Raw genomic sequence first — 22,919 nt, 5'->3', positions numbered from 1 at the left:
TCGCAGGTCCCGGCCGCAGCCCGCGCGCTGAGCCGCGTGCACCACACGCCGGTCCGCCTCGGCGCGTTCGGCGGCGAGGTGGGCCGGCGGGCCGCGGCCGGGATCGGGCGGCGGGAGCGGCGCGGGCTGCGGCAACGCGCAGGGGCCGCGACGGTCAGCCCTGGAAGGATTCGGGGCGGACCGGGGAGGCCTCGGCAAGGGCCTTGGTGACCCCGTCGACGCCTTCCCGGAGTCCGTAGACGGGGGTTTCGGGCTGCTGGCGCCAGGAGTCGTCGATGCCGCCCGCGTCCACGGTGTCGAAGCCGAGCTCCTCGATGAGGGCGCGGACTGCCTTCTTCCCCGCCTCGTCGTCACCCGCGACCGGCAGTGCGATCCGGTCGGGCGCGCCCGCCGGGCGGTGCCGGTCGAGGATGTCCTGTGCGTAGGTGCCGTTGAAGGCCTTGATCACGGGACGTCCGAGCTGCCGCTCGGTCCAGCGGCTCTCGGTCAGGCCGTCGTCCTCGACGCCGGCGATGCGGCCGTCGCGCTGCTGCGGGTAGTAGTTGCCGGTGTCGATGACGGTGAAGCCCTCGGCGGCCTCGTCGAAGAGGCCGGCGGGCAGGTCCGGCACGTTCTTGAAGGGGATGGTGACCACGACGATCTCGGCGCCGCGTGCGGCTTCCCGCACGGTGACGGGGGTGGCGCCGGTCTCCTCGGCGAGGGCTGCCAGGGTCGCGGGGCCGCGGGAGTTCGCCACGGAGACGTCGTGCCCGAGGGCCGTGAGGCGGCGGGTGAGGTTGCCGCCGATGTTGCCCGCGCCGATGATGCCGATCTTCATGAGCTCTCCTGTGCCTGCTGGGTCAGTGTCGCGCTCGTGCCAACTTCCGGCACCGGCCCGGCATTCCGGTCCCGGACGGCTGCGCCCCGCAAGAAGGACGGGATCGCGCCGCGGCAGGAGGGCCGATCGGCGGGCGGGGCCGCCTGCCGCATGCCCGATGCGCCCGTCCGCGTGGCTTTTCGGCCATTTCTCGCATTCCGAGAACCGGGCGGGTCCGGGGGCGCGTCGGTCCGTACGGCCACTCAGCACGGGGAAAGGCTCAGCAGATGTCCAAGCCCTCAGCCAAGCGAACCGCCTCCCTCACCCTCGCGGCCGCCGCCGCACTCACCCTCGCCTTCGTCACCACCGCCTCCACCTCCGCCTCCGCCGACGGATCCACGCCGCAGCCCCCGGCGGCCGCGGCGTTGCCGTCCGTCTCGGGCAGCCCCGAGGCGGCGTTCACCCGCATCGCCGATTTCTACGGTTCCTACATCGACGCGGTCTACGACGGGGACGGGCAGACCGCGGACCGGCTGCGCGCCTTCTACCTCTCGGAGCCCCTCCGGGCGGAGCTGAGGAAGTGGGAGGAGACGAACCACGCGGACGGCGTGCTCCGCGCGCAGAACGTGCCGCTGCAGTGGAAGGTCGCCTCCACCGGCAGCGGGATGGGCAAGACCAACGCCACGGTGACCCTGACCTGGGGCGGCGGCGACACGACCAGGGTCTTCGTCCAGGCCGACCTGGCGACCAGGAAGATCGTGTCCATCCGGGACTGACCGGCGTACGCGGGGGGCGCCCTCAGTGGATGACGCTGAAGCTGCGCCAGGGCAGGCTTTCGGGGGCCGTCACGTTCGAGAGGGTGGTGGCCACGTAGATGCCTTCGGCCTGGTCGCTCTTCCGGCAGTCCAACGTCCGGTACAGCACGATGTCGACGAGGGTGTTGTTCTCGACGTGGGTGGCGCCCTTGGGCAGGGCGATCTTGTGGCAGCCCGTGACCAGGGTGTTCGAGTAGCTCAGCTCGACCGGCGACTCGTGGCCGCGGAAGGTGAGCATGCCCACGGTGTTCCGACCCAGGCCCGAGCAGGCGGTGGCGGTCAGCAGGAGTGCTGCGGCCCCCGCGAGGATGCTGATACGTCGCCTGTGGGACATGGTGCGGTCCTCGTCTGTGCGGTGGTGGCGGTCCTTGCACACAGCGTGGCCCGGCCGGGCCCTGGTGGCTTCCGCTGCTCGGCCGACCGGATGAACGCGGCGGCGGATGGCGGGTGTGTCCCACCCGCGAGGGGGACCCGGCCGGGCCGGCCGGGTGCGCCGGTGACCACGGCCGCGGGCCGCCCGGGGCCGCCTCGGACGGGTCCGGCGGATTCTTTCCGGTCCGGCGCGTAACCCCGGCCAGGGTGAATCGTTTCTCTATCTGTCGCAGATACACACCCGCGTCCCCCGCGGCATCAGCGGCGCGAGGGTCCGGGGAAGTCCATCACTCCCCGGGCCCTCGCCTCCTCCCCCAGCCGGCGGGACCGGACGCCTGGTTGGGCCCGTCCGGTCACCGCCACCGCCCGCGCGTTCCGTGGTACCGAGCGGTCAGCGGCCGCGGCGGTTGTCGTAGACGGTGAGGGACAGCGCCTTCATCGCGGTCTCCGCCCGCTTGGCGTCCAGGCCCTCGTCGATGGCTTCGAGGGCGGCGGCAGCCGAGGTCTGCACGGGGTGCGGCAGGCCCTCGTAGGCGGCGATCCGGTAGGCCATCGTGCGGCGGGCCGTACGCTCGGCTTCGGTCACCCCGTCGGCGGTGAGGGGGAAGACTGCGGCCTGGTACGTCGCGATGCACACGAGGGTCGCGTCGGCGAGGCCCTCCGCATAGCCGTCGGCCGGCACGGCCTCCTCACGCTCGGGCTTGAGGAAGGCGAAGACCTGGCGGCGGGAGAGGAACGACCCCGCACCCGCGCCCAGGCCGGCCGCGCTCGCACAGATCAGGGCCATCAGCCGGCCGGACAGGAGCAGACCGACGCAGGCTCCCAGGACCGCACCGCACGTCACCAGGACGAAGGTGATCATCAGGTGGATGCGCTGAGCGGGCGGGGACTTCATGGCAGCAGTATGCACAGCGCCGCGGTGCCGGCCGTCGCCGCCCGCCGTGCCGCACGTCGGACACGGCGGTCGGACGCCGCGGTCGGACGCCGCGGTCGAAGGCCGTGGCAGGAGGGCTGCCCGTCAGACGCGGCGGTCGGCCGCGTCGAAGCGGGCCAGGGACAGGGCTCCGGCGTGCAGGGAGTCCTCCAGCGCGCGCTGCGTCGCCGCGTCCAGCCCGCCCAGGGCCTCCGCGACCTCCTCGGTGGCGTCACGCGCTATCTCGGCGGCCAGGTCTCCCGGCGGGGTACGGGGACCCAGCTTGCTCACCGCCGACGCGGCCCGGGCCGGGGTGAGCAGGCCGGTGCCGTGCGCGAGCAGCCAGCCGGGGACGCCGGCCGCGCCTTCTGCGGGTGCCTGATAGGGGCGGGAGCCGTCGAAGCGCTCGTCCTCGGCGAAGGCGGGCTGCTTGAACTTGGCCATGGGCCGGCCCGGCTCCCGGTCTTCCCCGGCCGGTTTGACGACCAGGCCTTCCGCGAGGTTGCCGGGCAGGGCCGGCAAGCCCAGCAGGCCGGGCAGCCTCGTGGGGAAGACCGCCGGCAGTTCCTGGAGCCGGGCGATCGGGCCTTCGGCCAGCAGCGGGACGCAGACCAGGCCGGCCGCGTCCGCTGCCGCGCGCAGCGTCCGGTCGGCGACCCAGCGCAGGCCCTCCCCGTCGGCGACGGTCGCGTCGAAGGGCAGCCAGAGCAGGTCGGGGGCGTACCAGACGCCGGTCTGTACGGGCTCCGCGCCCTGCGTCCGCGGGACGTCCGGGTGGGGGTAGTGGCCGCCCGCGAGTTCGCCGTAGAGGGTCACGACCGCCGAGGCCGGAGCCCCGCAGTCCGCGCGCAGGGCCTGGGCGCAGCGGGTCGCCGCGACCGCGAGGGCGGGCCAGATCCGGCCGACGCCGAAGAACTCGTCCAGTCCGGTGTCCGCGAGGAGCTCGCGCCGTTTGGCCGGATGTGCGCCCTGCCCATCGCACACGACGGCGAAGTTGGCGCCGTGGATCTTCTCGTGGGCGACCCAGGTCCGTCCGCGGACTTCTCCCAGTCGGCGGTTGGCGGGGATCTTCGGATACGGGGACCAGGGGCGGGGTTCGGGGTGCACCGCGCGATGGTAGCGAGCACGGCCGGTGCGGAGCACGGGGTTTCCGCGGCGGGGCCGGCCAACCCGGTCCGGTGGTCCGGGGCCACGCCCGCACGGTCGGGCCCGAAAGGATCCCCGGCCGGACCGTGCCCGGTGGGCGCCTTCTAGGGTGGCCACGACAACTGACGTGCCGAGAAGGGGAATCCAGACGTGTTCGCTGTGATCTACCGGTGGCGGCTCCGTCCGGGCATGGAGGAGCAGTTCGCCGACGGCTGGCACCGGGTGACCGAGGCCATCCACGCGCGGTGCGGCTCGTACGGGTCGCGGCTGCACCGGGCGGACGACGGCACGTGGGTGGCGTACGCCCGCTGGCCCGACGAGGAGACGCGCGAACGCTGCTCGGCGCCCGATCCGCGCGGGGTGGCCATGATGCTGGAGGCGATCGCCGAGCGTCTTTCCGAGACCCGGCTGCAGATCGTCGACGATCTGCTCGCCGAACCCGGCACCGGCTGAAGGCCGATTCGCCGCGGGCGCGGGGCGGGAGGACTCCCTCGGAGTGGACTTCGCCCCGCGGTCGTGGCGGCGGCTCGGCGGGGGCGCGTCGACCTGCTTGCCTGGGATGCGGTCACGTCCGGTGGCCGTACCCGACTTTCAGGAGAACGCGCCCATGGCGGCACCGCGGGAACCGGACGGCTCGAAGCTCGAGGCGTTCATGGAGAAGGCGCTCGGGGACCTGAGCGGGACGATGGCCACGGCCCTGTGCGTCCTGGGCGACCGGCTGGGCCTGTTCAAGGACCTCGCCGCCAACGGCCCTTCCGGCAGCCGGGACCTGGCGGACCGGCTGGGCCTGCAGGAACGCTATGTGCGGGAGTGGCTTCGCGGTCTCACGGCCGCGGGCTATCTGGAGGAACCGGAGCCGGGAACCTTCCGCCTCCCTCCGGAGCACGCCCCCGCGCTCGCCGAGGAGTCGGGGTCGATGTTCCTGGGCGGCGTCTACCAGATGCTTCCGGGCCTGTGGCAACCGTACGAGCGGCTCACCGAGGCCTTCCGGACCGGTGGCGGCGTGCAACAGGCCGAGTATCCGCCGTCCTTGTGGGACGGCATGAGCCGCTTCAGCGGCAGCTGGTTCGAGAGCGTCATGATCGACGACTGGCTGTCCACGTTCCCGCACATCGTCGGGAAACTGGAGCGCGGGAGCACGGTGGCGGACGTGGGCTGCGGCGCGGGCCGTGCCCTGATCGTCCTCGCCAAGGCGTTCCCGCGGTCGCGGTTCGTGGGCTTCGACAGCTTCCCTGGCCAGACCGAGCGGGCCCGTGCCAACGCCGAGAGGGCGGGGGTCGCCGACCGGGTGACCTTCGAGACGCTCGACGCCGGGCAGGGGCTCCCCGGCCGGTACGACCTCGTCACGACGTTCGACGTCATCCACGACGCGGCGCAGCCGCAGCGCCTCCTGGCCGCCATCCGGGCCGGGGTGGAGGACGACGGGGACTACCTCATGCTCGAGATCAACTCCCGGGACCGCCCCGAGGACAACGTCGGCCCCGTCGCGTCGCTGCTGTACGGATTCAGCATGTTCTACTGCATGACCACGTCCCTGGCCGGGGGCGGAGCGGCCTTCGGGACCTGCGGGCTGCCGGAGGCGACCGTGCGCACGCTCTGCTCCGAAGCCGGGTTCTCCGAAGTCACCCGCTCCCCGGCCGAGGACCCGTTCAACGTCCTCTACGACGTCCGGCCCTGACCCCGTTCCCCGATCAGTGCGCGTCGGCGGGGACGGGCGCGAGCCGGTAGGCGCCCTCGTGGGGGACGACACGGCCGGCTGTGGGCGGCGCGAAGTGCGTGCCCAGGAGCAGGGTGTCCGTGTGGGCGAGCGAGGTGAGCAGCGTACGGCGCGAGGCCTCGGACCGTCCGGGGTCGATGTCGACGCAGGCGCCGATGGCGGGATGGGCGAGCTGGACGGGGTGGTGGATGCAGTCGCCGGTGATCAGAGCCGTCCGGCCGCGGCTGGTCAGCTCGACGGCGACGTGGCCGGGGGTGTGGCCGGGCGTGGGGAGCAGGCGGAGGTGCGGGGTGAGGTCGGCGCCCCCGGCGGGGACGTCGACGAGGTCGAGCAGCCCCGCCTCCTCCACCGGAATCACGGAGTCCAGGAACATCTGGCTGCGCGCCTCGTCCATGTCGTACCCGGCCCAGAACTCCCTCTCGGTGCGGGAGGTGACGTAGCGGGCGTTGGGGAAGGTGGGGACCCACTCTCCGTTCGCTTCGCGCGTGTTCCAGCCGACGTGGTCGGCGTGCAGGTGGGTGAGGATCACCAGGTCGACCGATTCCGGGGGGAATCCGGCGACCGCGAGGCGCTGCAGGTAGTCGGTGTTCAGGTGGTGCCAGGCGGGGTTGGCCCGCTCCTTGCCGTTGCCGATGCCGGTGTCCACCAGGACGCGCAGCCCGTCGACGGTGAACGCGAAGCTGTGGCTGTCGAGGCGGAGTATGCCCTCGTCGTCGGCGAAGTGGGGGCGCAGCCAGTCCTGCCCGGCGACGACGGCGGGGGTGGCGTCCGGCAGCAGCCACGGTCCGGTGGCGGGCGGCAGGAGCGTTTCGTCGATGCGGTGGACGGTGACGTCGCCCACGGTCCACGCGGGGATGGTGGTCGACCGGGTGGCCTGCGGAGTGCTCATGACGGTTCGTTTTCCTCGGTCTCGTGACGGACGGTCGGTCGGTCGGTCGGTCGTTCGTTCGGTCTGTCTGTCTGTCTGTCTGTCTGTTACGGAAGGTCGTCGGGGTCGCCTTGGGCTCCCCGGCGACTGCGGCGCGCCGCGGCGAGTGCGCCCAGGGCTGCGACGGCGAGCAGGGCGGCGGCGACGGCGTAGGCGTGGGTGGCGGTGGCCAGCCCGTAGTGCCGGGTGGCGTCGCCCGCGGCGACGGCGGGCAGACTCATGGAGAGATAACTGAGGACGTAGTAGGCGGCCAGGGTCGCCGCACGGTCGCGCTCGGGCAGCCCGGTGAGCGTCATGCGCAGCGCCCCTTGGGAGACGGCGCCGAAGGCGATCCCGGCCAGGGCCGCTCCGCCGTGGACGGCGGGCAGGCCGGCGCCGTGCAGACCGCTAAGAGCGAGGGCGCCGGCGGGCAGGACCACCAGGCTTCCGCCGGTGACGGCGATGTGCGCGGCCGTGCGCCGTAGCGTCCACACGGTGAGCGTGGCCGCCGCGGTGAGGGTGAAGAAGACCATGCCGCCGGCTGCCTGTGGGGCGGCCGGGGCCACGAGGTGCACCAGCGCCGGGCCGAGGGACGAGTAGAAGCCGCCCAGGGCCCAGATGGCGACGACGGCGGTGCCGGCCGCCAGGAGTGCGCGACGTGCCGGCGGCGGCACGGCGAGCTGCGGGCGCAGCGAGCGCAGGGCGCCGGCGTGCGGGCGGGCGGTCTCCGCGGTGAAGGCGACCGCGACCGCCTGGGCGGCGAACAGGACCGCCGGTACCACGTAGATGCCGGCCATGTGGGCGGGGGCGAAGTGGACGAGGAGGGTGGAGGCCAGGACGCCGGCGGCCATGCCCGCCACCGGGGCGACGCTGTTGGTGAGGGCGGAGCGTCCCGGCCGCAGGGGGTCTTCCAGGTCGAGGAGGGCCGCTCCCGCGGCGCTGGTGGCCGCACCGGTGGCCGCTCCCTGCAGGATCCGGGCGGCGATCAGCGCACCGGCGCCGTCCGCCGAGGCCAGCATCAGCATGGATAAGGCCTCCAGGGCCAGGGCTCCGGCCAGGACGGGCCGCCGGCCCAGGTGGTCGGAGAGGGATCCGGTGGTGAGCAGGGCGAGCAGCAGTGCCAGGGAGTAGGCGCTGAAGACCACGGTGATGGTCAGCGCGGACAGGCCCCAGGCGGCCTGGTAGTGGGGGTAGAGCGGGGTGGGTGCGCTGGATGCGGCGAGGAGGGCGGCCAGGATCGAGGCGTTCAGGGCGAAGGCCGCCGTCCGGCGCCCCGTGTTCCCGAGGGCGGCTCGGTAGGGGGACGGCGCAGGTGCTCGTGGTGTCACGGCGGGCATGGGCAGCCTCCTCGGCGCTAAACGCAATCAGTTTGCTTTAAGGCACCGTAGAGCCATACAGTCGACTAACGCAAACCCTTAGCTTTAGAGGCTCGGGGAATTGCGTTCCAGCCCTCCAGCCCTCCAGCCCGAGGAGAGACATAGATGTCCACGGCTGACCTGACCCCACCGGAGGCAGCCCTCTGGGCCGCCCGCGCCGGACTCCCCCTGCCGGCCGACCGCCACGCCGCGGTCGCCGCCGTCGCCCAGCACATCCACTCCGTCGTCGCGGTCCTGCGAGAGCTCGACTTCGGTGACACCCCGCCCGCCCCCGCCTACCGCGCGGAACCGGAACCGGAGCACCACGATGCAGCCGTATGAGCTCTCCCTGACGGCAGCCGCCGACGCCGTCCGCACCCGCCAGCTGTCCCCCGTCGAGCTGGTGGACTCCGTACTGGAGCGCATCGAACGGGTCGAACCACGCCTGCGGGCGTACGTCGGCGTCACCGCCGAGAACGCCCGCAAGGCCGCTCGCGAAGCCGAGCACGAGATCGCGACCGGCCGCTGCCGCGGTCCGCTGCACGGCATCCCGATGGGCCTGAAGGACCTGATCGACGTGGCCGGCACACCGACGTCCGCGAGCTCCCGGGTCCGCGCCGGCCACCGCGCGCAGACCGACAGCACGGTCGCCGCCCGCCTGACGGCAGCCGGCGCGGTCCTGCTCGGCAAGACGCACACCCACGAGTTCGCGTACGGCCTGACCACACCCCAGACACACAACGCCTGGGACCTCGACCGGGTCGCCGGCGGATCGAGCGGCGGATCCGCCGTCGCCGTGGCGTCGGGCTCCGCGACCTTCGCCCTGGGCACCGACACCGGTGGGTCGATCCGGGTGCCCGCCGCGCTCAACGGCGTCGTCGGCCTCAAGCCGACCTACGGTCTCGTTCCCCGCCACGGCGTCACGTCCCTGTCGTGGTCCCTGGACCACGTCGGCCCGATCACCCGGACCGTCCAGGACGCGGCCCTGGTCCTGAGCGCACTGGCCGGGCACGACCCGCGCGACCCCGCCTCGCTCGCCCCGCCCGCCGTCGACTACCGACCGACCGGGGGCACGAGCCTCGCGGGGCTGCGGATCGGCGTGCCGCGCACGTACTACTTCGACCACGTCGACCCCGAGGTCGAAGCCGCCGTCCGCCGCGCCGTCGACGACCTCCAGGCCTTGGGTGCACGCCTCGTCGACGTCGAGATCCCGATGACCCGCTACGTCCGGGCCACCCAGTGGGGCCTGATGGTGCCCGAGGCCACCGCCTACCACGAGGACACCCTGCGCACGGTTCCCGAGCTCTACCAGGCCGACGTCCGCGTCCTCCTGGAGGCCGGCGCGCTGATGCCCGCCGGGGACTACCTGCGCGCCCAGCGCTCCCGCACCCTGATGCGGCAGGAGTGGGCCCGCATGCTGCAGCAGGTCGACGTCATCGCCGCCCCCGCCGTGCCGGCGACCGCCGTGCGGGCCGACCAGGAGACGATCACCTGGGCCGACGGCACGGTCGAGGGCGTCCCGGACGCGTACGTGCGCCTTTCGTCCCCGGCCAACATCACCGGCGTACCGTCCCTGTCCCTGCCGGTCGGTCACGACGCGGCGGGTCTGCCCATCGGCATGCAGCTCCTGGGACGGCCCCTCGGCGAGGACGTGCTCTTCCGCGTCGGCCACGCGTACGAGCAGACCCGCCCCGCCCACGGGCACGGGCGCCCGGGAGGTGGTCGGCGGACTCGCTAGAAGCAATGATTTCGCGTTAAGGTGCGGTGTGAGCAGGCAGATGGTGCGCCCTGGCGGGCGCAGCGCCCGGGTCCAGGCAGCGGTGCACACCGCGGTGCGCGAACTCACCGCGGAGATGGGCCGTGACGCCCTCACGGTCCCGCTGATCGCCCAGCGTGCGGGCGTGACCCCCTCGACGGTATACCGTCGCTGGGGCGACCTGCAGGAGCTGTTGTCGGATGTCGCGGTCGAGCGCCTGAGGCCCGAGACCGCGCCCGGGGACCACGGCACGCTGTCGGCCGACCTGACGACCTGGGCCGAGCAGTTCCTCGACGAGATGTCCTCGCCTGCCGGCCGCGCCTACGTCCGCGACGCCCTGCTCGGCGACCCGGACGGCAGCAACGCCGGGCAGTGTTCCGCCTATGCCGCCGAACAGATCGGCGTCATCCTCACCCGCGCGGCCGAACGCGGGGAGCGGACACCCGACGTCGAGGCGGTCATCGACCAGGTCGTCGCCCCCCTGATGTACCGCCTCCTCTTCCGCCCCCAAGGTCTCGACACCGCCTACGCACGGGGGCTGGTCACGGCGGCCCTCGGCGCGGCCTGACGCCTACTCAGGGGTACGAGCCCGACTCGCAAAGCGAAGGGGAAGGGAGGGCGTGCCATCGGCCTCGAGGCCGTGCGGCCACAGGCTCCTGAAAAAGCTCACCATGCTTGATCCACGGTCGGCGGCCCGTCGGGCGAGGCGTTCGGCCCCTTGACGGTCACCGGCCCTCTCCCGCATCTCTGCGAGCCGGCTCAGGGCCCAGGTGTTGCCCCAGTCCGCGGATTCCGTGAAGAGGCGCTCGGCGCCGCGGGCGTCGCCGGCCCGTTCCCGCCCCACTGCCAGCCTGTACAGGGCTTCCGCGTCGCCGTGCTGGGCGGCCAGTCGGGCGAGGCGTTCGGCCTCCTCGTACTCCCCGGCTTCTTCGCGTCGCCCTGCCAGATGGGTCAGGGCGAGGCCGTTGCCGTGGCGGGCGGCTTGCAGGGCAAGGCGTTCGGCTTCGTGACGGTCCCCGGCCTCCTCCCGTATCTCGGCCAGCCGGTACAGGGCACCGGTGTCGCCGTGGTGAGCGGCGTGTCGGGCGAGGCGTTCGGCGCTGTGATGGTCTCCCGCCCTCCCCCGCATCGCTGCCAGACAGACCAGGGCAGACGTCACACTCAGTTCGCCGAGACGGTACGCACCACGCTCGGGTTGGGCGAGGCGTTCGGCCTCGTCGTGGTTCCCGGCCTTCTCCCGTATCTGTGCCAGCTCGTTCAGGGCCCAGGTGTTGCCGTGCTCGGCGGCCTGGGAGAGGAGCCGCTCGGCCCCGTGCGCGTCCGCTGCCGCCCGCCTCAGACTTGCGAGCCTGCACAATCCTTCGGCATCGCCGTCGCGGGCGGCCTGCTGGGCGAGGCGTTCGGCCTCGTCGTGGTCCCCGGCCTTCTCCCGGATGTCCGCCAGCCCGATCATGGCGCTGGTGTCACCGTCGTCGGCGGCCTGCATGAAGAGGCGTTCGGCGCCGTGCGCGTCTCCCGCCACCGCGCGCTGCAGGGCCAGTTGGTAGACAGGGTGGATGTTCCCGGCACGGGCGGCTTGCTGGACGAGGCGTTCGGCCCCGTCGTGGTCCCCGGCCTCCTCCCGGATTTCCGCCAGACTGTAGAGGGCAAAGTCGTCGCCGAGGTCGGCGGCTTGCCGGGCCAGGCGTTCGGCCTCGTAAAAATCCCCGGCCTCCTCCCGCATCCCGGCCAGGAGCGTCAGGGCGTAAGCGTCTCCGAGGTCACCTGCCCGGGTGAGGTGGCGTTCGGCGTCGTTTCCGTCCCCAGCCTCTTCGCGCAGCCACGCCAGCCGGATCAGGGCCCAGGTGTCGTCGTGATCGGCGGCTTGCCTGAAGAGCCGTTCGGCGTCCTTGTCGTCCCCTGCCCTTTCCTGCGCCTCGGCCAACTGATGCAGCGCACCGGTCTCACCCCAGTGAGCGGCTTTCTGCGCGAGTCGCTCGGCCCAGCTCAGGCGGTGGCGTTCGAGAGAGGCGCGGGCAAGGGTGCCGAGGTGCTCGGGGTCGGTGAGATGGTCGGCGGCAGCCTGCCAGAACGGGGCGGGCGGGCACAGCGCGCGACGGGTGATCCCGGCGTGCTGTCCGAGGGAGCTCGCCAGCCGGAGGAAGGGCCCGCCCGAGGACATCGCGGGAGCGTGGCCGTCGGCGGTACAGGGGGTGCTCACCCGCAGGGGCGCATGGTCGGCGCCGGTGGGGGCGATGGGGGTGGTGGCTTCTGCGAGGGCTTCGGCGAACCAGTTGCCGGGAGCGTCTTCACGCTCGGCCTCGCTCAGGTAGCCCTCGGCGGCCTGCGCCAGGCAGGCAGTCGGCAGATGCGGGCCCACTCCCAGCCGCACGTAGTCCATCGCGGCCTCGAGCACCGCCCGCGCCGGCGCCGACGCGTTCCGGAATCGCTCCAACAGGACCGGTGCGCCTGCCAGGTACTGGGCGACCTGCCCGTTCCGTGCCCGCCCGAGGGCGCCGGCCAGTACGGTGTCGGACTCGGCCAGACGCGTCAGGGTCTCCATGGCGGCGGCATCGAAGGCGTCGGGGACGTCAACGGTCTGCCCTGCCAGCACGTCCCACGCCTGCGGGTACTCCCGGGGACGGATGACGTACTTGCGGTGGTTGGCCGGCGAAAGGGTACCCAGGACGAGGACCGGTGTGCGGGCGGAGTCGTGGAGCAGCGCGCGCAGGACGGCCGAGAACCGCTCGCCGTCTCCGGAGGGTGCGCCGAGATGGCGCTGTGCCTCGTACAGCCAGACAACCGTGCGCGGGCCGACCTGCTCGAGGTCGGCAAGCGTGGCGTCGAGGTGCGAGGACTCGCAGGGATGCCACAGTCGCCACCCCTGCTCGGCCAGGGGCCGCAGGGCCTCCCGGCACGCGCGTGTCCTGCCGGTGGAAGACTCCCCGACGAGGAAGAGTCTGCCGCTCTCCCCGGCGAGCGCCGCCCCGACCAGATCGGCCAGGGCACGGTCGTGCGGGCGGGGGACATAGCCGGGCAGGCCGGTGAGCGGCTCCCCGGCCGCACGGCTCGCCGTGTTCACGGGTCCGGGGTGCGTCTTCAGGCTGAGCGGGTCGAGGTCGCCGATGGGCACCCCCCGAGTTGCCCGGGCCGCCGTATCGGCCGGGTGAGAGGCGCAGTTGTCCTGCAGCGTCTCCAGAGTGGCCTGCGGATCCGTCAGGCTCTCGCGTTCCTCGTACACCATGTGGTCGATTCCCCTTTGTTTTCGGCGCGCCAACTCCCCGGAGATGCCGTGCCGACAGAGGGGGGCGACAGTGTGTGTCGTCGTGCGGCTGAGAACATGCCGCACGTCATCCCAAACGGCAGGTCCGATCTCAACTTCCCTGTGCGGGAAAGGGACGGACCGCCATGAGGAGCACCGGCAGGATGAGTCTGCCCGCAGCCGTCTTGGCCGCCGTGCTCTCGCGGCAACACCATATACGTCACAGTCATATGGCCTGGTATCAATTAAATGCGGATGGCTTCCGAGGCGGCCGTGGCCTACGGTGGCGCGATGGTGCACGTGCGGGAGATGGACGGGGCCGACATCGAGGCCGTCTCGACGATCCGCGTCCGGGGGTGGCAGGCGGCGTACGCCGGCATCGTTCCCCGGACCTACCTGGACGCGATGACGGTCGAGGACGACGCGGGCCGGCGGCGGCAGTGGTTCTCCCAACCTCGCAGGGAGTCGAAGGACCTCGTGGCGGTCGGCGACCGTGGCCCGGTGGGGTGGATCTGCTTCGGGCCGTGCCGCAGTCGCCTGCCGGGCGCGGGGCGGGTGGGTGAGGTGTACGCCCTGTACGTGTCACCGGAGCTGATCGGCCGGGGCATCGGCCGGATCCTCCTCGGCGAGGCTCACGCCCGTATGCAGGACCAGGGCTTCGCGGCGGCGGCCCTGTGGGTCCTGCGGGACAACGAGCGGGCCCGGCACTTCTACGAACGGGCCGGCTACCAGGCCGACGGCGCGACTCAGGACGACGTCTACGACGAGATCACGCTCTCCGAGCTCCGCTACCGACGCGTGCTCTGAATCCGCACGCCGGCTACACGAAGCCGGGCTGCCCGGTCTCCTTGAACCGGTGGACCGAGCGCCGCAGGAGGTCGAGGAACACGGCGAGGTCGTTCGTGATCCGGTCGAACCCGACCTCTTCGGAAGCACCCCGGGAACGCCACACGCCGCCGTCCGCGCCCACCGCGTACAGGATGCCGCCGCCGTCGGAACCGATCAGTACGGCGGGCACGGCTCTGCCGGCTTCGGGCAGAGCCGTGCGCTCCCCGAGCGCCCGGGCCCCGGAGTGCAGGAAGTAGGCGTTGCCGACGTCACTCATGGTCACGGTGCCGATCTCGCCGTAGTACGCGGCGAGATCGGCGAAGCCCGGTGATTGCGCAGCCAGCCGCCCCGCCGCGACCCGGTCGTCCGCCTCCGGGGGGTGAATCGCGTTCTCTCCCGGCCCGTAGCCGTACTTCTCCTCGAAGCCGCAGGTCACCGCGGAGAGGCTCGCCGAGACCTCCTCGCGCCAGGCAGCGAGGGAGGCGGGCGTGAGAGGGCCGGGATCATGGGCATCGGGCATGGCCCCATCCTCACATCTTGCCTCCCGGCGTCGGTGGCCGGCCGGGCCGCAGGACGGGCCCGGCCCGTCACAGGGGGTCGATGTCCAGGAAGGCGGTGAGGGCGGGTTCGCTGCCGCCCGGGGTGCCGGGGAGGAGCAGTTCCGCCCAGATGACCTTGCCCTCGGGGGTGTACCGCGTGCCCCAGTGTTCGCTGAGCTGCGCGACCAGGAAGAGTCCGCGCCCTCCTTCGTCCGTGGTGGCGGCGTACCGCAGGTGGGGGGCGGTGCTGCTGCCGTCCCACACCTCGCAGGTCAGGGTGTGGTCGTGGAGCAGCCGGACGCGGACCGGCTCGCTGCCGTGCCGCATGGCGTTGGTGATCAGTTCGCTGAGGATCAGTTCCGTGGCGAAGCCGAGCTCCGACAGGCCCCACTCGTCGAGCTTCTTCGCGGCGATGCTGCGCATGGAGCCGACCGCACTCGCCTCGAACGGCACGTCCCACTGCGCGACCCGGTCCGGGCCGAGGGTCCGCGTCCGCGCGATGAGCAGGGCCACGTCGTCGGTGGGCCGGGGCGGCAGCAGCATGTCCAGTACGGCCCGGCAGCTTTCCTGGGGATCCCGGTCGGGATGGCTCAGGGCCGCGCGCAGCAGTTCCAGTCCCTCGCTGATGTCCCGGGTCCGCTCCTCGATCAGCCCGTCCGTGTAGAGGACGAGCTGGCTGCCTTCCGCCAGGTCCAGTTCCGCGGTCTCGAAGGGCATGCCGCCGAGCCCCAGAGGGGGTCCGGCCGGCAGTTCCACGATCTCCGTCGTGCCGTCGGGGGCGACCACCAGGGGCGGCAGGTGCCCCGCCCGTGCCACCGTGCAGCGCTGGGACACCGGGTCGTAGATCGCGTACAGGCAGGTCGCGCCCATGATGCCGCCGCCGCCGTTCGTGTCGGCGCCGTCCCCGTCGCGGTCGTGGTCGATGCGCTGCACGAGGTCGTCGAGGCGGGCGAGGATCTCGTCGGGCGGCAGGTCCAGGGAGGAGAAGTTGTGCACCGCCGTGCGCAGCCGCCCCATGGTGGCGGCGGCGTGCAGGCCGTGCCCGACGACGTCTCCGACGACCAGCGCGACCCGGCTGCCGGGGAGCGGGATCACGTCGAACCAGTCGCCGCCCACTCCGGACTGCGCGGGCAGGTAGAAGTGCGCCACGTCCATGGCGCTCTGCTCGGGCAGGGCGCGCGGCAGCAGGCTGCGCTGGAGCGTGACGGCGAGGGCGTGCTCGCGGGTGTAGCGGCGGGCGTTGTCCATGCTGACGGCGGCGCGGGCGACGAGTTCCTCGGCCAGCGACAGCTCGTCCTCGTCGAAGGGCTCCTTCTTCTGCGACCGCCAGAAGTTGACCACCCCGAGTACGACGCCGCGGGCCATGAGCGGTGCCGCGATCAGCGAGTGGATCCCGTACTCGACGATGGCCTGGGCGCGGGGCGGGTCCTGGGCCTGCCAGCCCGGCGCGTTGGACAGGTCGGTGACCAGCTCCGCCCGGCCGGTGCCGTAGCCCCGTGCCTGGGGGGTGGACGGCAGGAAGTCGATCAGCCGGCCGACGGGGTAGAGGGGATGGTCGGACCGGATGCCGCTGACGGCCGTGCGCCTCATGTCGGCGCCCGGGGCGGGTTCGTCACCGTCGATCACCTGGTCCGCCAGGTCGACCGTGACGAAGTCGGCGAAGCGGGGGACGGCGACGGCGGCGAGCTCCTCGGCCGTTCGCACCACGTCGAGGCTGGTACCGACGTCGCCGCCCGCGTCGTAGAGCAGCTTGAGGCGCCTGCGGGCCGTCTCGGCCCGGGCGGTCAGGACCCGCATCTCGGTGGAGTCGCGGATGGTGACCGCGCTGCCCTCCGGCCGGCCCCGGGGGTGGGTGGGCCGCTGGTTGACCACGAGCAGCCGGTCCCCGCTCTCCAGCACCTCGTCGGTGGCCGTCCGTCCGGAAAGCAGCAGGTCCGCCATCCGGCGGTCCAGGCCCGGTACGTCGGCGATGTGGCGTCCGTCGGCGTCCTCCGGGAGCCCGAGCAGCCGCTTGGCCTCGTCGTTCGCCAGCAGCAACCGTCCTTCACCGTCGGTGATCAGCACCCCCTCGCGGACGGCGTGGAGCACCGCGTCGTGGTGCTCGTACATGCGGGTCATCTCCTGCGTGCCGAGCCCGTGGGTCTGGCGGCGCAGCCGTCGGCTGATCAGGGCCGTGCCGCCGGTCGCCAGGGCCAGGCCGGTGGCGATGGCCAGGAGGATGACGGGGAGCTGGCGGTCGACGACGCCGGTCACGTTCTTCACGGTGAGTCCGGCCGAGACCAGGCCGACGACCTTGCCGTCGGGTCCCTTGACCGGTACGACGGCCTGGATCTCCTTGCCGAGGGGGCCCTGCACGCTCTCGGTATGGACCTTGCCGGCGAGGGAGGGCTCGATCGTGCCGACGAACCGTTTCCCGATGCGGTCGGGCTGGGGATGGCTGTAGCGCATGCCCTTGGTGTCCATCACGACGATGAAGTCGACGCCGGCGGCCTTGCGCGTCTCCTCGGCGAGGGGTTGCAGGACGGTGGCCGGGTTGTTCGTCTTCAGCGTGTCCTGCAGCCCCAGGGAGTGCGCGAAGGTCTCGGCCACGGACACCGAGCGGTTGCGCGCCTCGCGGTCGATGTCGTGGCGCGACTGGAGTACGAGGGCCAGGAGCGCCCCGGCCGCGAGCAACACCACGATCGCCACCTGGAGGACGAATACCTGTCCGGCGACGCTCCTGGTTCTGTTGCCTAGCGGTGACCGCACCGACGTGCCCGGCACGGGTGGCAAGGAATGGTCACGCACCCAGTTGTAGCACTTCCGGGCCTGCATGGCTCCCATCACGCACGGCGCGCTCCGGATCTGTCACGCCTCGTCTTGAACGGACGGTCAGTGCGACGGGGTGCCGCCGAGGGCCAGGGGGCCGCCCGTGGCCGTGGCGGACGGGGCCGGCGTGGTCTGCGGGGCCTGTGCCGCCCGTGCGGTCTGCGGGGCCTGCCCGGTCTCCGGGGTCTGCTCGGCCGGCTGGGTTCCCGGGGCCTGCGGGGCTCCCGGGGTGGGCGAGGCCTCCGGCGTGCAGGTCACCTCGTCGCGCGGCGTGTAGTGGGTCTTGAACTCCTCGTGCTTGACCTCCTTCCCGCCTTGGACGAAGACGCGGCCGACGGCCACGTCGAAGCCCTCGAGCGGGGTCTGGACCTCGCACGTCGGCCCGCTGCCCGTGCGCTTGGCGGGCGGGGTGACGTTCGTGCGCGGACCCTTGGTCGCACGTATCTCGTCGTACTTCTTCGTGCCGAGGAGGGTGATGGTCAGCGAGGTGTCGGTGGACCGGGCCTGGATGTAGAGGGGGTGGCCCGAGTCGTTGATCCAGCGCAGGTCGAGGGTGCCCCAGGCGACGGTGGCCTCCCGCCCCTCGGGGTAGCGCTCGATGTAGAAGGAGTGGGCGCCGTGCTCCACGGGCTTGACGCCCGCGAAGAACGCCGCGTTGTACATGGTGGTGGCGACCGCCGAGACGCCTCCGCCGGGCGACTTCACGTACTGGCCGTCATTGATCATGATCCCGTCGACGAAGCCGTTCTCGGGGGTGCGCTCGCCGACCGTACGGTTGAAGCTCCACTCCTCCCCCGGCATGACGACGGAGCCGTTGATGAGCTCCACGGCGCGGCCGATGTTGGTGGTGCGGTACGGGGCGGCCGGGAATTCGACGGTGAAGGAGGAGACCTTCTCCTTGATGCCGAGCCGCCGCGCCTCCTCGGCGGAGAGTTCCGGCGGGATGGCCACGGTCGCGAGCTCGCCGCTGCGGGCCTCGCCCGAGCGGGTCAGCAGGGGCAGCACGGCCCGGCCGAGCGCCGCCTCCGTGACCTGCCGGCCCTCGCGGCCCGGATCCCCTATGACCACCCTGCCGTCCGCGTCGAGACGGGGCACGGCGTCGCGCGGGGCTGCGGTGACCTCCCCGATCGGGCGGGCCACGGCGGGGTCGGCGAGCAGGCCCTTGGAATCGAGGGCCGGTACGAGCCGTCCCTGGGCGTCGGGCCGCATCTTGAGGTGCTCGCCGAGGACACCGGGGCCTATGGACAGGCGCTGCCCGGCGACGGTGAGGTTGACGGGCCCGGACATCGCGGGCTGCGCGAACTGGCGCATGGCCCGTCCGGTCTCCTCGGCCCCGATGCGGGGCTGGGTGCGCTCGACGGGCATCACGACGGGGTCTGCGGCAGGCCGCAGGTAGGCCTCGCGGAGGGTGGTGAGGGCCCGGTCCTGGATGAGGGTGACGCCCTGCTGAGGGGCGACGGCCTTCGCCGCGCCCTTGTCGAAGGTGATCGACCCGTCGCGGGCCTGCCGACCGGTGGCCGCGCCGATGCGGTCGACCGCGGCCCGGGCGGTCTGCTCGTTCATCCGGATCACCGGCTCGACCTCGCGGTCGGCGGAGGCGAAGAGCCGGCCGATGACGGTGGCCGGTCCGTAGCCCGTACGGACGACGCGGTCCACGGTCGCGCTGGTGTCGAGCGAGAGTCCGAGCGCGGCGGGGGCGGCCTTCTCCACGTGGTCGCCGATCTTCATCGCGACCGGGGCCGCGGCGGCGGGCCCGAGCTCCCGGGTCAGCGTCTGCTGCGCCTGCCCCCGGCTCATCCCGCCGATGTCCACGCCCAGGACGCTCGTGCCCCGGTCGATGTCGCCGCCGGTCACGAGCCCGGTGACGTAGAGGCCGCCGCCGAGTCCCAGTACGACGGCGCCGCCCGCCAGCGGCAGGGCGATCCGTCGGTTGGAGGTCCAGTTGCCCACGCGTCCCATGCCTCTCCCACGGCGCCGACCGGTCAAGCAGGTGGCGCGGGCCCCACAAGCGACCCATATACGACAGTTCCGAGACGCAATGATCCACCCCGAATGGGCGATTCTGGGGTGAATGTAATAGTTCTCACGATGCGGGCCGGCCCTTGCTCAGCGTGGCCGCGTGATCGGGCACGAGGGTCTGCAGGCCCTTGGGCGGACGCTCGTATCCCGTCGACGCGGGCCTGGGCGGCAGGACGAGCGAGGGCAGGGCCACGGACTCGTACGGGACCGTGGACAGCAGGTGCGCGATCATGTTGAGCCGCGCGCTGCGCTTGTCGTCGCTCTCGACCACGTACCAGGGGGCGTCCACGGTGTCGGTGTGGACGAGCATCTCGTCCTTGGCCCGCGAGTACGCCTCCCAGCGCGTGAGGGACTCCAGGTCCATGGGAGAGAGCTTCCAGCGCCGCAGCGGGTCCTCCGTACGGCGGCGGAAGCGTTCCTGCTGAACGGCGTCGCTGACCGAGAACCAGTACTTGCGGAGCAGGATCCCGTCTTCCACGAGCATGCGCTCGAAGACCGGACACTGGCGCAGGAAGCGCTGGTGCTCGGCGGGCGTGCAGAAGCCCATGACGTGCTCCACGCCGGCGCGGTTGTACCAGCTGCGGTCGAACAGCACGATCTCGCCGGCAGCCGGCAGGTGCTCCACGTAGCGCTGGAAGTACCACTGACCGCGCTCCCGCTCCGTCGGCTTGGGAAGGGCCGCGATGCGTGCGACACGGGGGTTGAGGTGCTCGGCGACCCGCTTGATCGTGCCGCCTTTGCCCGCCGCGTCGCGCCCCTCGAAGACGACGACGAGCCGGGCGCCCGCCGCCCGCACCCACTCCTGGAGCTGGACCAGCTCCGTCTGGAGCCGCAGCAGCTCCGTCTCGTAGACCGCCTTCTTGAGGCCCATGACCGTTCCTCCTCGTCGTCGTGCCGCGCGTGGGCCGGGGTCGCCACCGCGCGCGGCGCCGATGTCGCCGTCCGTGAGCGACAAGATACGCAAGCGGTACGAGCCGATGCTCGGCCACGCCCAGAGGGCACGAGCGGCGGCCGCGCGGCGTCCAGGTCGTGGCCGTCCGCCGGGGCGTGCGCACGCCGGCCGGAGGCGGCGGCGGGGCGCTCGAGTCCGGTCAGCCGGTGGCGGAGAGGACGATCTTGCACGTCGCGCGGCGGCCGGCGGCGAGTTCGTGGGCCTTGGCCGCGTCCGCGAGCGGGAGGACGGTGCCGAGCTCGGGGCGCAGCCGCCCGGCTTCGGCGAGTGCGGCGACCCCGCGCATGCCCGCCGGATCGGCTTCCACGGCCATGAAGGCGGCGCGCAGCCCGAGTGGCCCTGCGATGTCCGCCGGCTGCGCCTCGGCCGGTGAGGCGAGCGCGACGACGAGGCCACCGGGACGCCGTGCGCGCGGGGAGCGCGTCCCGTGGGCGCCGCCGATCGCGTCGACGACCACGTCCACCGGCTCCATGGCCGTCTCGAACGCGGCTTCGGTGTGATCGACGAGCACGTCGGCGCCGAGCGAGCGCAGGAAGTCGTGCTTGGCGGTGCGGGCGGGGCCGATGACGTGGGCGCCGCGCGTCTTGGCGGCCGGTGGCTCGCCCGGCGGCGGGTCGAGCACGCGTGCCGGCTGCCGTAGACCACCGGGCTGTCGGTCGACCACGGCGCCTCCCCCACCGGCTTCGGAACGGCGGCGTCCCTGCGCCGGCACCTGGCTCAGGCCATCGGGGCCTCCTCCACGGCCCACCGGCAGGCGTTCCGCCTCGGCTGAAGAAAAGCGCCAAGTCGGCGCGCAGCCGGGCGCGTTGCCGTTGCGGGATCATCGGGTTAGATTCCTAGAAACTGATTCTAATTTCGGGCGGGGAAGACGTGTTAGAGCTGACGGGGAGCGGGGCCGAGCCGCTGGAGCCGGGGGATCCGCGCCGGATCGGGGCGATTCCGCTGGCGGGCCGGCTCGGGGCCGGCGGCATGGGGCGGGTGTACCTCGGGGTCCGGGACGGCCGGTACGTCGCCGTCAAGCAGCTCCTGTCCTCCGTCGTCGGCGAGGACGAGGACTTCCTGCGGCGTTTCGGGCACGAGCTCGACAACCTCGCCCGGCTGCCTGCGGAGGCCACCGCGCCGCTGCTCGACAGCGACCGCACCGCGAGCCCGCCGTGGTTCGCCACCGCGTACATCCCCGGGCTCACCCTGCGGGAGGCCATCGGGCTGCACGGCGGCCCGCTGCCCGCGGACGCGCTGTGGCTGCTGCTGCGGGAGGCGGCGGCGGGCCTGGCGTCGGTGCACGCGCTGGACATGGTGCACCGGGACCTCAAGCCGTCCAACGTCATGCTGACGCTCGACGGTCTCACCCTCATCGACTTCGGCGTCGCCCGGGCCGCGGAACAGAGCCAGCTGACCAGGACCGGCATGGTGGTGGGCACGCCCGCCTACATGGCTCCGGAACAGGCCTCGGGCAGACGGCGGTTGAGCGGCGCCACCGACGTCTTCGCGCTGGGCTCGGTCCTCGCGTACGCGGCCTGCGGCCAGCCGCCCTTCGGCGACGAGTCGGGACACGGCGTGCTGTACCGGATCGTCCACGAGGAGCCCGACCTGGAGCCGTTGCGGGAGGTGGAGCCGGAGCTCGCCGACCTCGTCGCGGCCTGTCTCGACAAGGACCCCGACGCCCGTCCCACCGCGGCCCAGCTCCTCGAACGCGCCTCGCAGCACGGCCCGTTCACCGAGCCGCTCTGGCCGGCGGCCGTCGCCGAGCGGCTGACAGAGCGGGCCGCCTTCGCCGCGAACGTGCAGGAGGTCGACGTACCGACGCTGCCGCTCACGGGCGAGAAGCCGGAACCGGCACCGGAGAAGGGGTCCGGGAAGGAACCGGATGATCCCGGGCCGGCGCCCGCACCCGCCGCGCCCCGTCCGGAGCGGCCCGGGCGGCCGGAGCGGCGCCGCCGTACCCGCGTCCTGCTGGCCGTCTTCCCCGTCGTGGTGGTCGCGGGCGGCACGACGCTCGCCATCCAGTACCTGCCGCACACGGGCTCACCGCAGGCCGAGGCGGGGAACGCCCCGCACAGCTCGGTCACCGCGCCGGCCGACCCGACGCCGCCGACGGCCACGGGCGGCAGCCCGGCGGCAACGGCGTCACCCGCGCAGTCACCTGCCCCGGACCAGGCACAGGGCGGGGCCGGCGGCGTTCCTCCGAACGCGGCCGCCGCGGGCACCGGACAGGGCCCCGGACCCGGTCCCGGCCCGGGCGGCGGCGCCCAGACCGGCCCGGGCGGCTCCGGAGGCCCGGCCGGATCCGGGAACTCCGCGAACGCGGGCGGCACCGGCAGTACGCGCCCGTCCGGCGGCGGGACGTCCACCGCCCCCACCGCCCCGGCACCTCCGGCGCCCCCCGCGTCAGGCACCTACCGCTACCGCAACGGCAACAACAGCAAGTGCATCACCCAGGTCTTCGGGGCCTCGGACTTCGGCGAGTGCTCGGACGGGTCCGCCCGCTGGACTGTGCAGGGCAGGTCGGACGGGAGCTTCAAGCTCGTCAACCAGCAGAGCGGCCAGTGCCTGTACTCCAACGGGCTCGGCCAGGCCGTCTTCGTGGGCGACTGCGCCCAGGACATCGGCCGGATCTGGCGCACGGGCTCGAACGGCAGCCTCCGGAGCGACTACGGCGGGGGCTGCCTCGACCTGGGGATGGCCGGCGGCCTGGTGACGAAGTCGTGCGGCGGGGAGGCGTCGCAGCGCTGGACGAGGCAGGGCTAGGGCCCCG

General features: G+C 72.9%; 20 protein-coding genes. 8 read left to right on the top strand and 12 right to left on the bottom strand.

Annotated features, from left to right (window positions below; translation table 11 throughout):
- Positions 1 to 154: 154 nt before the first annotated feature.
- Positions 155 to 1,066, bottom strand: coding sequence for an NADPH-dependent F420 reductase (locus OG472_RS42120; protein ID WP_405834570.1), 912 nt, complete (start codon positions 1,064 to 1,066; stop codon positions 155 to 157).
- A 17-nt stretch (positions 1,067 to 1,083) separates the two neighbouring features.
- On the opposite strand from OG472_RS42120, the gene OG472_RS42115 reads away from it, so the two are divergent.
- Positions 1,084 to 1,572 (top strand): hypothetical protein, encoded by a 489-nt coding sequence (locus OG472_RS42115; protein ID WP_401611621.1) that lies wholly within the window; start codon positions 1,084 to 1,086, stop codon positions 1,570 to 1,572.
- Between the two features lie 22 nt (positions 1,573 to 1,594).
- On the opposite strand, the gene OG472_RS42110 is transcribed toward OG472_RS42115, so the two are convergent.
- From OG472_RS42110 to OG472_RS42100, 3 genes are all read right to left on the bottom strand, one after another.
- A complete protein-coding gene (locus OG472_RS42110) occupies positions 1,595 to 1,945 on the bottom strand; it encodes a hypothetical protein (RefSeq protein WP_401611624.1) in 351 nt (116 codons plus the stop codon).
- A 429-nt stretch (positions 1,946 to 2,374) separates the two neighbouring features.
- The gene (locus tag OG472_RS42105) at positions 2,375 to 2,878 is read right to left on the bottom strand and encodes a hypothetical protein (RefSeq protein ID WP_405943063.1); all 504 of its coding nucleotides are present in this window, start codon (positions 2,876 to 2,878) and stop codon (positions 2,375 to 2,377) included.
- A gap of 123 nt (positions 2,879 to 3,001) precedes the next feature.
- A complete protein-coding gene (locus tag OG472_RS42100; RefSeq protein ID WP_405943062.1) occupies positions 3,002 to 4,003 on the bottom strand; it encodes an RNA ligase family protein in 1,002 nt (333 codons plus the stop codon).
- A 189-nt stretch (positions 4,004 to 4,192) separates the two neighbouring features.
- On the opposite strand from OG472_RS42100, the gene OG472_RS42095 reads away from it, so the two are divergent.
- Positions 4,193 to 4,495: an antibiotic biosynthesis monooxygenase family protein gene (locus tag OG472_RS42095; protein WP_405943061.1), complete on the top strand. Its 303-nt coding sequence runs from the start codon at positions 4,193 to 4,195 to the stop codon at positions 4,493 to 4,495.
- Between the two features lie 154 nt (positions 4,496 to 4,649).
- On the top strand, positions 4,650 to 5,720 hold the full coding sequence (locus OG472_RS42090) for a class I SAM-dependent methyltransferase (RefSeq protein WP_405943060.1): 1,071 nt from the start codon (positions 4,650 to 4,652) through the stop codon (positions 5,718 to 5,720).
- A gap of 13 nt (positions 5,721 to 5,733) precedes the next feature.
- Here the strand turns inward: OG472_RS42090 and OG472_RS42085 are convergent, their stop codons facing one another.
- Together OG472_RS42085 and OG472_RS42080 are read right to left on the bottom strand one after the other, a co-directional pair.
- The gene (locus OG472_RS42085) at positions 5,734 to 6,648 is read right to left on the bottom strand and encodes an MBL fold metallo-hydrolase (RefSeq protein ID WP_405834562.1); all 915 of its coding nucleotides are present in this window, start codon (positions 6,646 to 6,648) and stop codon (positions 5,734 to 5,736) included.
- 86 nt (positions 6,649 to 6,734) lie between these two features.
- Positions 6,735 to 8,003, bottom strand: coding sequence for an MFS transporter (locus OG472_RS42080; protein ID WP_405943059.1), 1,269 nt, complete (start codon positions 8,001 to 8,003; stop codon positions 6,735 to 6,737).
- Between the two features lie 144 nt (positions 8,004 to 8,147).
- Here OG472_RS42080 and OG472_RS42075 point away from each other — a divergent pair, with 144 nt between their 5' ends.
- From OG472_RS42075 to OG472_RS42065, 3 genes are read left to right on the top strand one after another with little or no spacing between them, the layout of a single operon-like run.
- Positions 8,148 to 8,363: a hypothetical protein gene (locus tag OG472_RS42075; protein WP_401611642.1), complete on the top strand. Its 216-nt coding sequence runs from the start codon at positions 8,148 to 8,150 to the stop codon at positions 8,361 to 8,363.
- Positions 8,350 to 9,759, top strand: coding sequence for an amidase (locus OG472_RS42070; RefSeq protein ID WP_405943058.1), 1,410 nt, complete (start codon positions 8,350 to 8,352; stop codon positions 9,757 to 9,759). The genes OG472_RS42075 and OG472_RS42070 overlap by 14 nt, the downstream gene beginning before the upstream one ends.
- 40 nt (positions 9,760 to 9,799) lie before the next feature.
- A complete protein-coding gene (locus OG472_RS42065) occupies positions 9,800 to 10,345 on the top strand; it encodes a TetR/AcrR family transcriptional regulator (RefSeq protein ID WP_405943256.1) in 546 nt (181 codons plus the stop codon).
- 3 nt (positions 10,346 to 10,348) lie between these two features.
- Here the strand turns inward: OG472_RS42065 and OG472_RS42060 are convergent, their stop codons facing one another.
- Positions 10,349 to 13,000, bottom strand: coding sequence for a transcriptional regulator (locus OG472_RS42060; protein ID WP_405943057.1), 2,652 nt, complete (start codon positions 12,998 to 13,000; stop codon positions 10,349 to 10,351).
- Positions 13,001 to 13,267: 267 nt separating this feature from the next.
- Here OG472_RS42060 and OG472_RS42055 point away from each other — a divergent pair, with 267 nt between their 5' ends.
- Complete coding sequence (locus tag OG472_RS42055; protein WP_405943056.1) at positions 13,268 to 13,825, top strand: GNAT family N-acetyltransferase; 558 nt, start codon at positions 13,268 to 13,270, stop codon at positions 13,823 to 13,825.
- A gap of 13 nt (positions 13,826 to 13,838) precedes the next feature.
- Here the strand turns inward: OG472_RS42055 and OG472_RS42050 are convergent, their stop codons facing one another.
- From OG472_RS42050 to OG472_RS42030, 5 genes are all read right to left on the bottom strand, one after another.
- Positions 13,839 to 14,366 (bottom strand): SMI1/KNR4 family protein, encoded by a 528-nt coding sequence (locus OG472_RS42050; protein WP_405943055.1) that lies wholly within the window; start codon positions 14,364 to 14,366, stop codon positions 13,839 to 13,841.
- Between the two features lie 67 nt (positions 14,367 to 14,433).
- Complete coding sequence (locus OG472_RS42045; protein WP_401611656.1) at positions 14,434 to 17,073, bottom strand: SpoIIE family protein phosphatase; 2,640 nt, start codon at positions 17,071 to 17,073, stop codon at positions 14,434 to 14,436.
- A 183-nt stretch (positions 17,074 to 17,256) separates the two neighbouring features.
- The gene (locus OG472_RS42040) at positions 17,257 to 19,152 is read right to left on the bottom strand and encodes a VanW family protein (protein WP_405943054.1); all 1,896 of its coding nucleotides are present in this window, start codon (positions 19,150 to 19,152) and stop codon (positions 17,257 to 17,259) included.
- 124 nt (positions 19,153 to 19,276) lie between these two features.
- Positions 19,277 to 20,083 carry a polyphosphate kinase 2 gene (gene ppk2 / locus OG472_RS42035; RefSeq protein WP_405834555.1) on the bottom strand — a complete coding sequence of 269 codons (807 nt, stop codon included), beginning with the start codon at positions 20,081 to 20,083 and terminating at the stop codon, positions 19,277 to 19,279.
- 220 nt (positions 20,084 to 20,303) lie between these two features.
- Positions 20,304 to 20,828: a zinc-binding dehydrogenase gene (locus tag OG472_RS42030; RefSeq protein ID WP_405943053.1), complete on the bottom strand. Its 525-nt coding sequence runs from the start codon at positions 20,826 to 20,828 to the stop codon at positions 20,304 to 20,306.
- A 206-nt stretch (positions 20,829 to 21,034) separates the two neighbouring features.
- Between OG472_RS42030 and OG472_RS42025 the strand changes: the two genes are divergently transcribed.
- Positions 21,035 to 22,912: a protein kinase domain-containing protein gene (locus tag OG472_RS42025; RefSeq protein WP_405943052.1), complete on the top strand. Its 1,878-nt coding sequence runs from the start codon at positions 21,035 to 21,037 to the stop codon at positions 22,910 to 22,912.
- Positions 22,913 to 22,919: the final 7 nt, after the last annotated feature.

Origin of the sequence: Streptomyces sp. NBC_00207, from assembly GCF_045160965.1 — a bacterium.
Classification (GTDB): Bacteria; Actinomycetota; Actinomycetes; order Streptomycetales; family Streptomycetaceae; genus Streptomyces.
Note: the sequence above shows the minus strand (reverse complement) of the source record. Positions and strands in the feature narration are given on the sequence as shown.

Bases quoted from the DNA above. Each gene is read 5' to 3' on its own strand.
- OG472_RS42105 (WP_405943063.1), bottom strand. From the start codon at position 2,878: ATGAAGTCCCCGCCCGCTCAGCGCATCCACCTGATGATCACCTTCGTC.
- OG472_RS42075 (WP_401611642.1), top strand. From the start codon at position 8,148: ATGTCCACGGCTGACCTGACCCCACCGGAGGCAGCCCTCTGGGCCGCC.
- OG472_RS42085 (WP_405834562.1), bottom strand. From the start codon at position 6,648: ATGAGCACTCCGCAGGCCACCCGGTCGACCACCATCCCCGCGTGGACC.
- ppk2 (WP_405834555.1), bottom strand. From the start codon at position 20,083: ATGGGCCTCAAGAAGGCGGTCTACGAGACGGAGCTGCTGCGGCTCCAG.
- OG472_RS42080 (WP_405943059.1), bottom strand. From the start codon at position 8,003: ATGCCCGCCGTGACACCACGAGCACCTGCGCCGTCCCCCTACCGAGCC.
- OG472_RS42055 (WP_405943056.1), top strand. From the start codon at position 13,268: ATGCGGATGGCTTCCGAGGCGGCCGTGGCCTACGGTGGCGCGATGGTG.
- OG472_RS42060 (WP_405943057.1), bottom strand. From the start codon at position 13,000: ATGGTGTACGAGGAACGCGAGAGCCTGACGGATCCGCAGGCCACTCTG.
- OG472_RS42110 (WP_401611624.1), bottom strand. From the start codon at position 1,945: ATGTCCCACAGGCGACGTATCAGCATCCTCGCGGGGGCCGCAGCACTC.
- OG472_RS42040 (WP_405943054.1), bottom strand. From the start codon at position 19,152: ATGGGACGCGTGGGCAACTGGACCTCCAACCGACGGATCGCCCTGCCG.
- OG472_RS42050 (WP_405943055.1), bottom strand. From the start codon at position 14,366: ATGCCCGATGCCCATGATCCCGGCCCTCTCACGCCCGCCTCCCTCGCT.
- OG472_RS42070 (WP_405943058.1), top strand. From the start codon at position 8,350: ATGCAGCCGTATGAGCTCTCCCTGACGGCAGCCGCCGACGCCGTCCGC.
- OG472_RS42065 (WP_405943256.1), top strand. From the start codon at position 9,800: ATGGTGCGCCCTGGCGGGCGCAGCGCCCGGGTCCAGGCAGCGGTGCAC.
- OG472_RS42090 (WP_405943060.1), top strand. From the start codon at position 4,650: ATGGCGGCACCGCGGGAACCGGACGGCTCGAAGCTCGAGGCGTTCATG.
- OG472_RS42115 (WP_401611621.1), top strand. From the start codon at position 1,084: ATGTCCAAGCCCTCAGCCAAGCGAACCGCCTCCCTCACCCTCGCGGCC.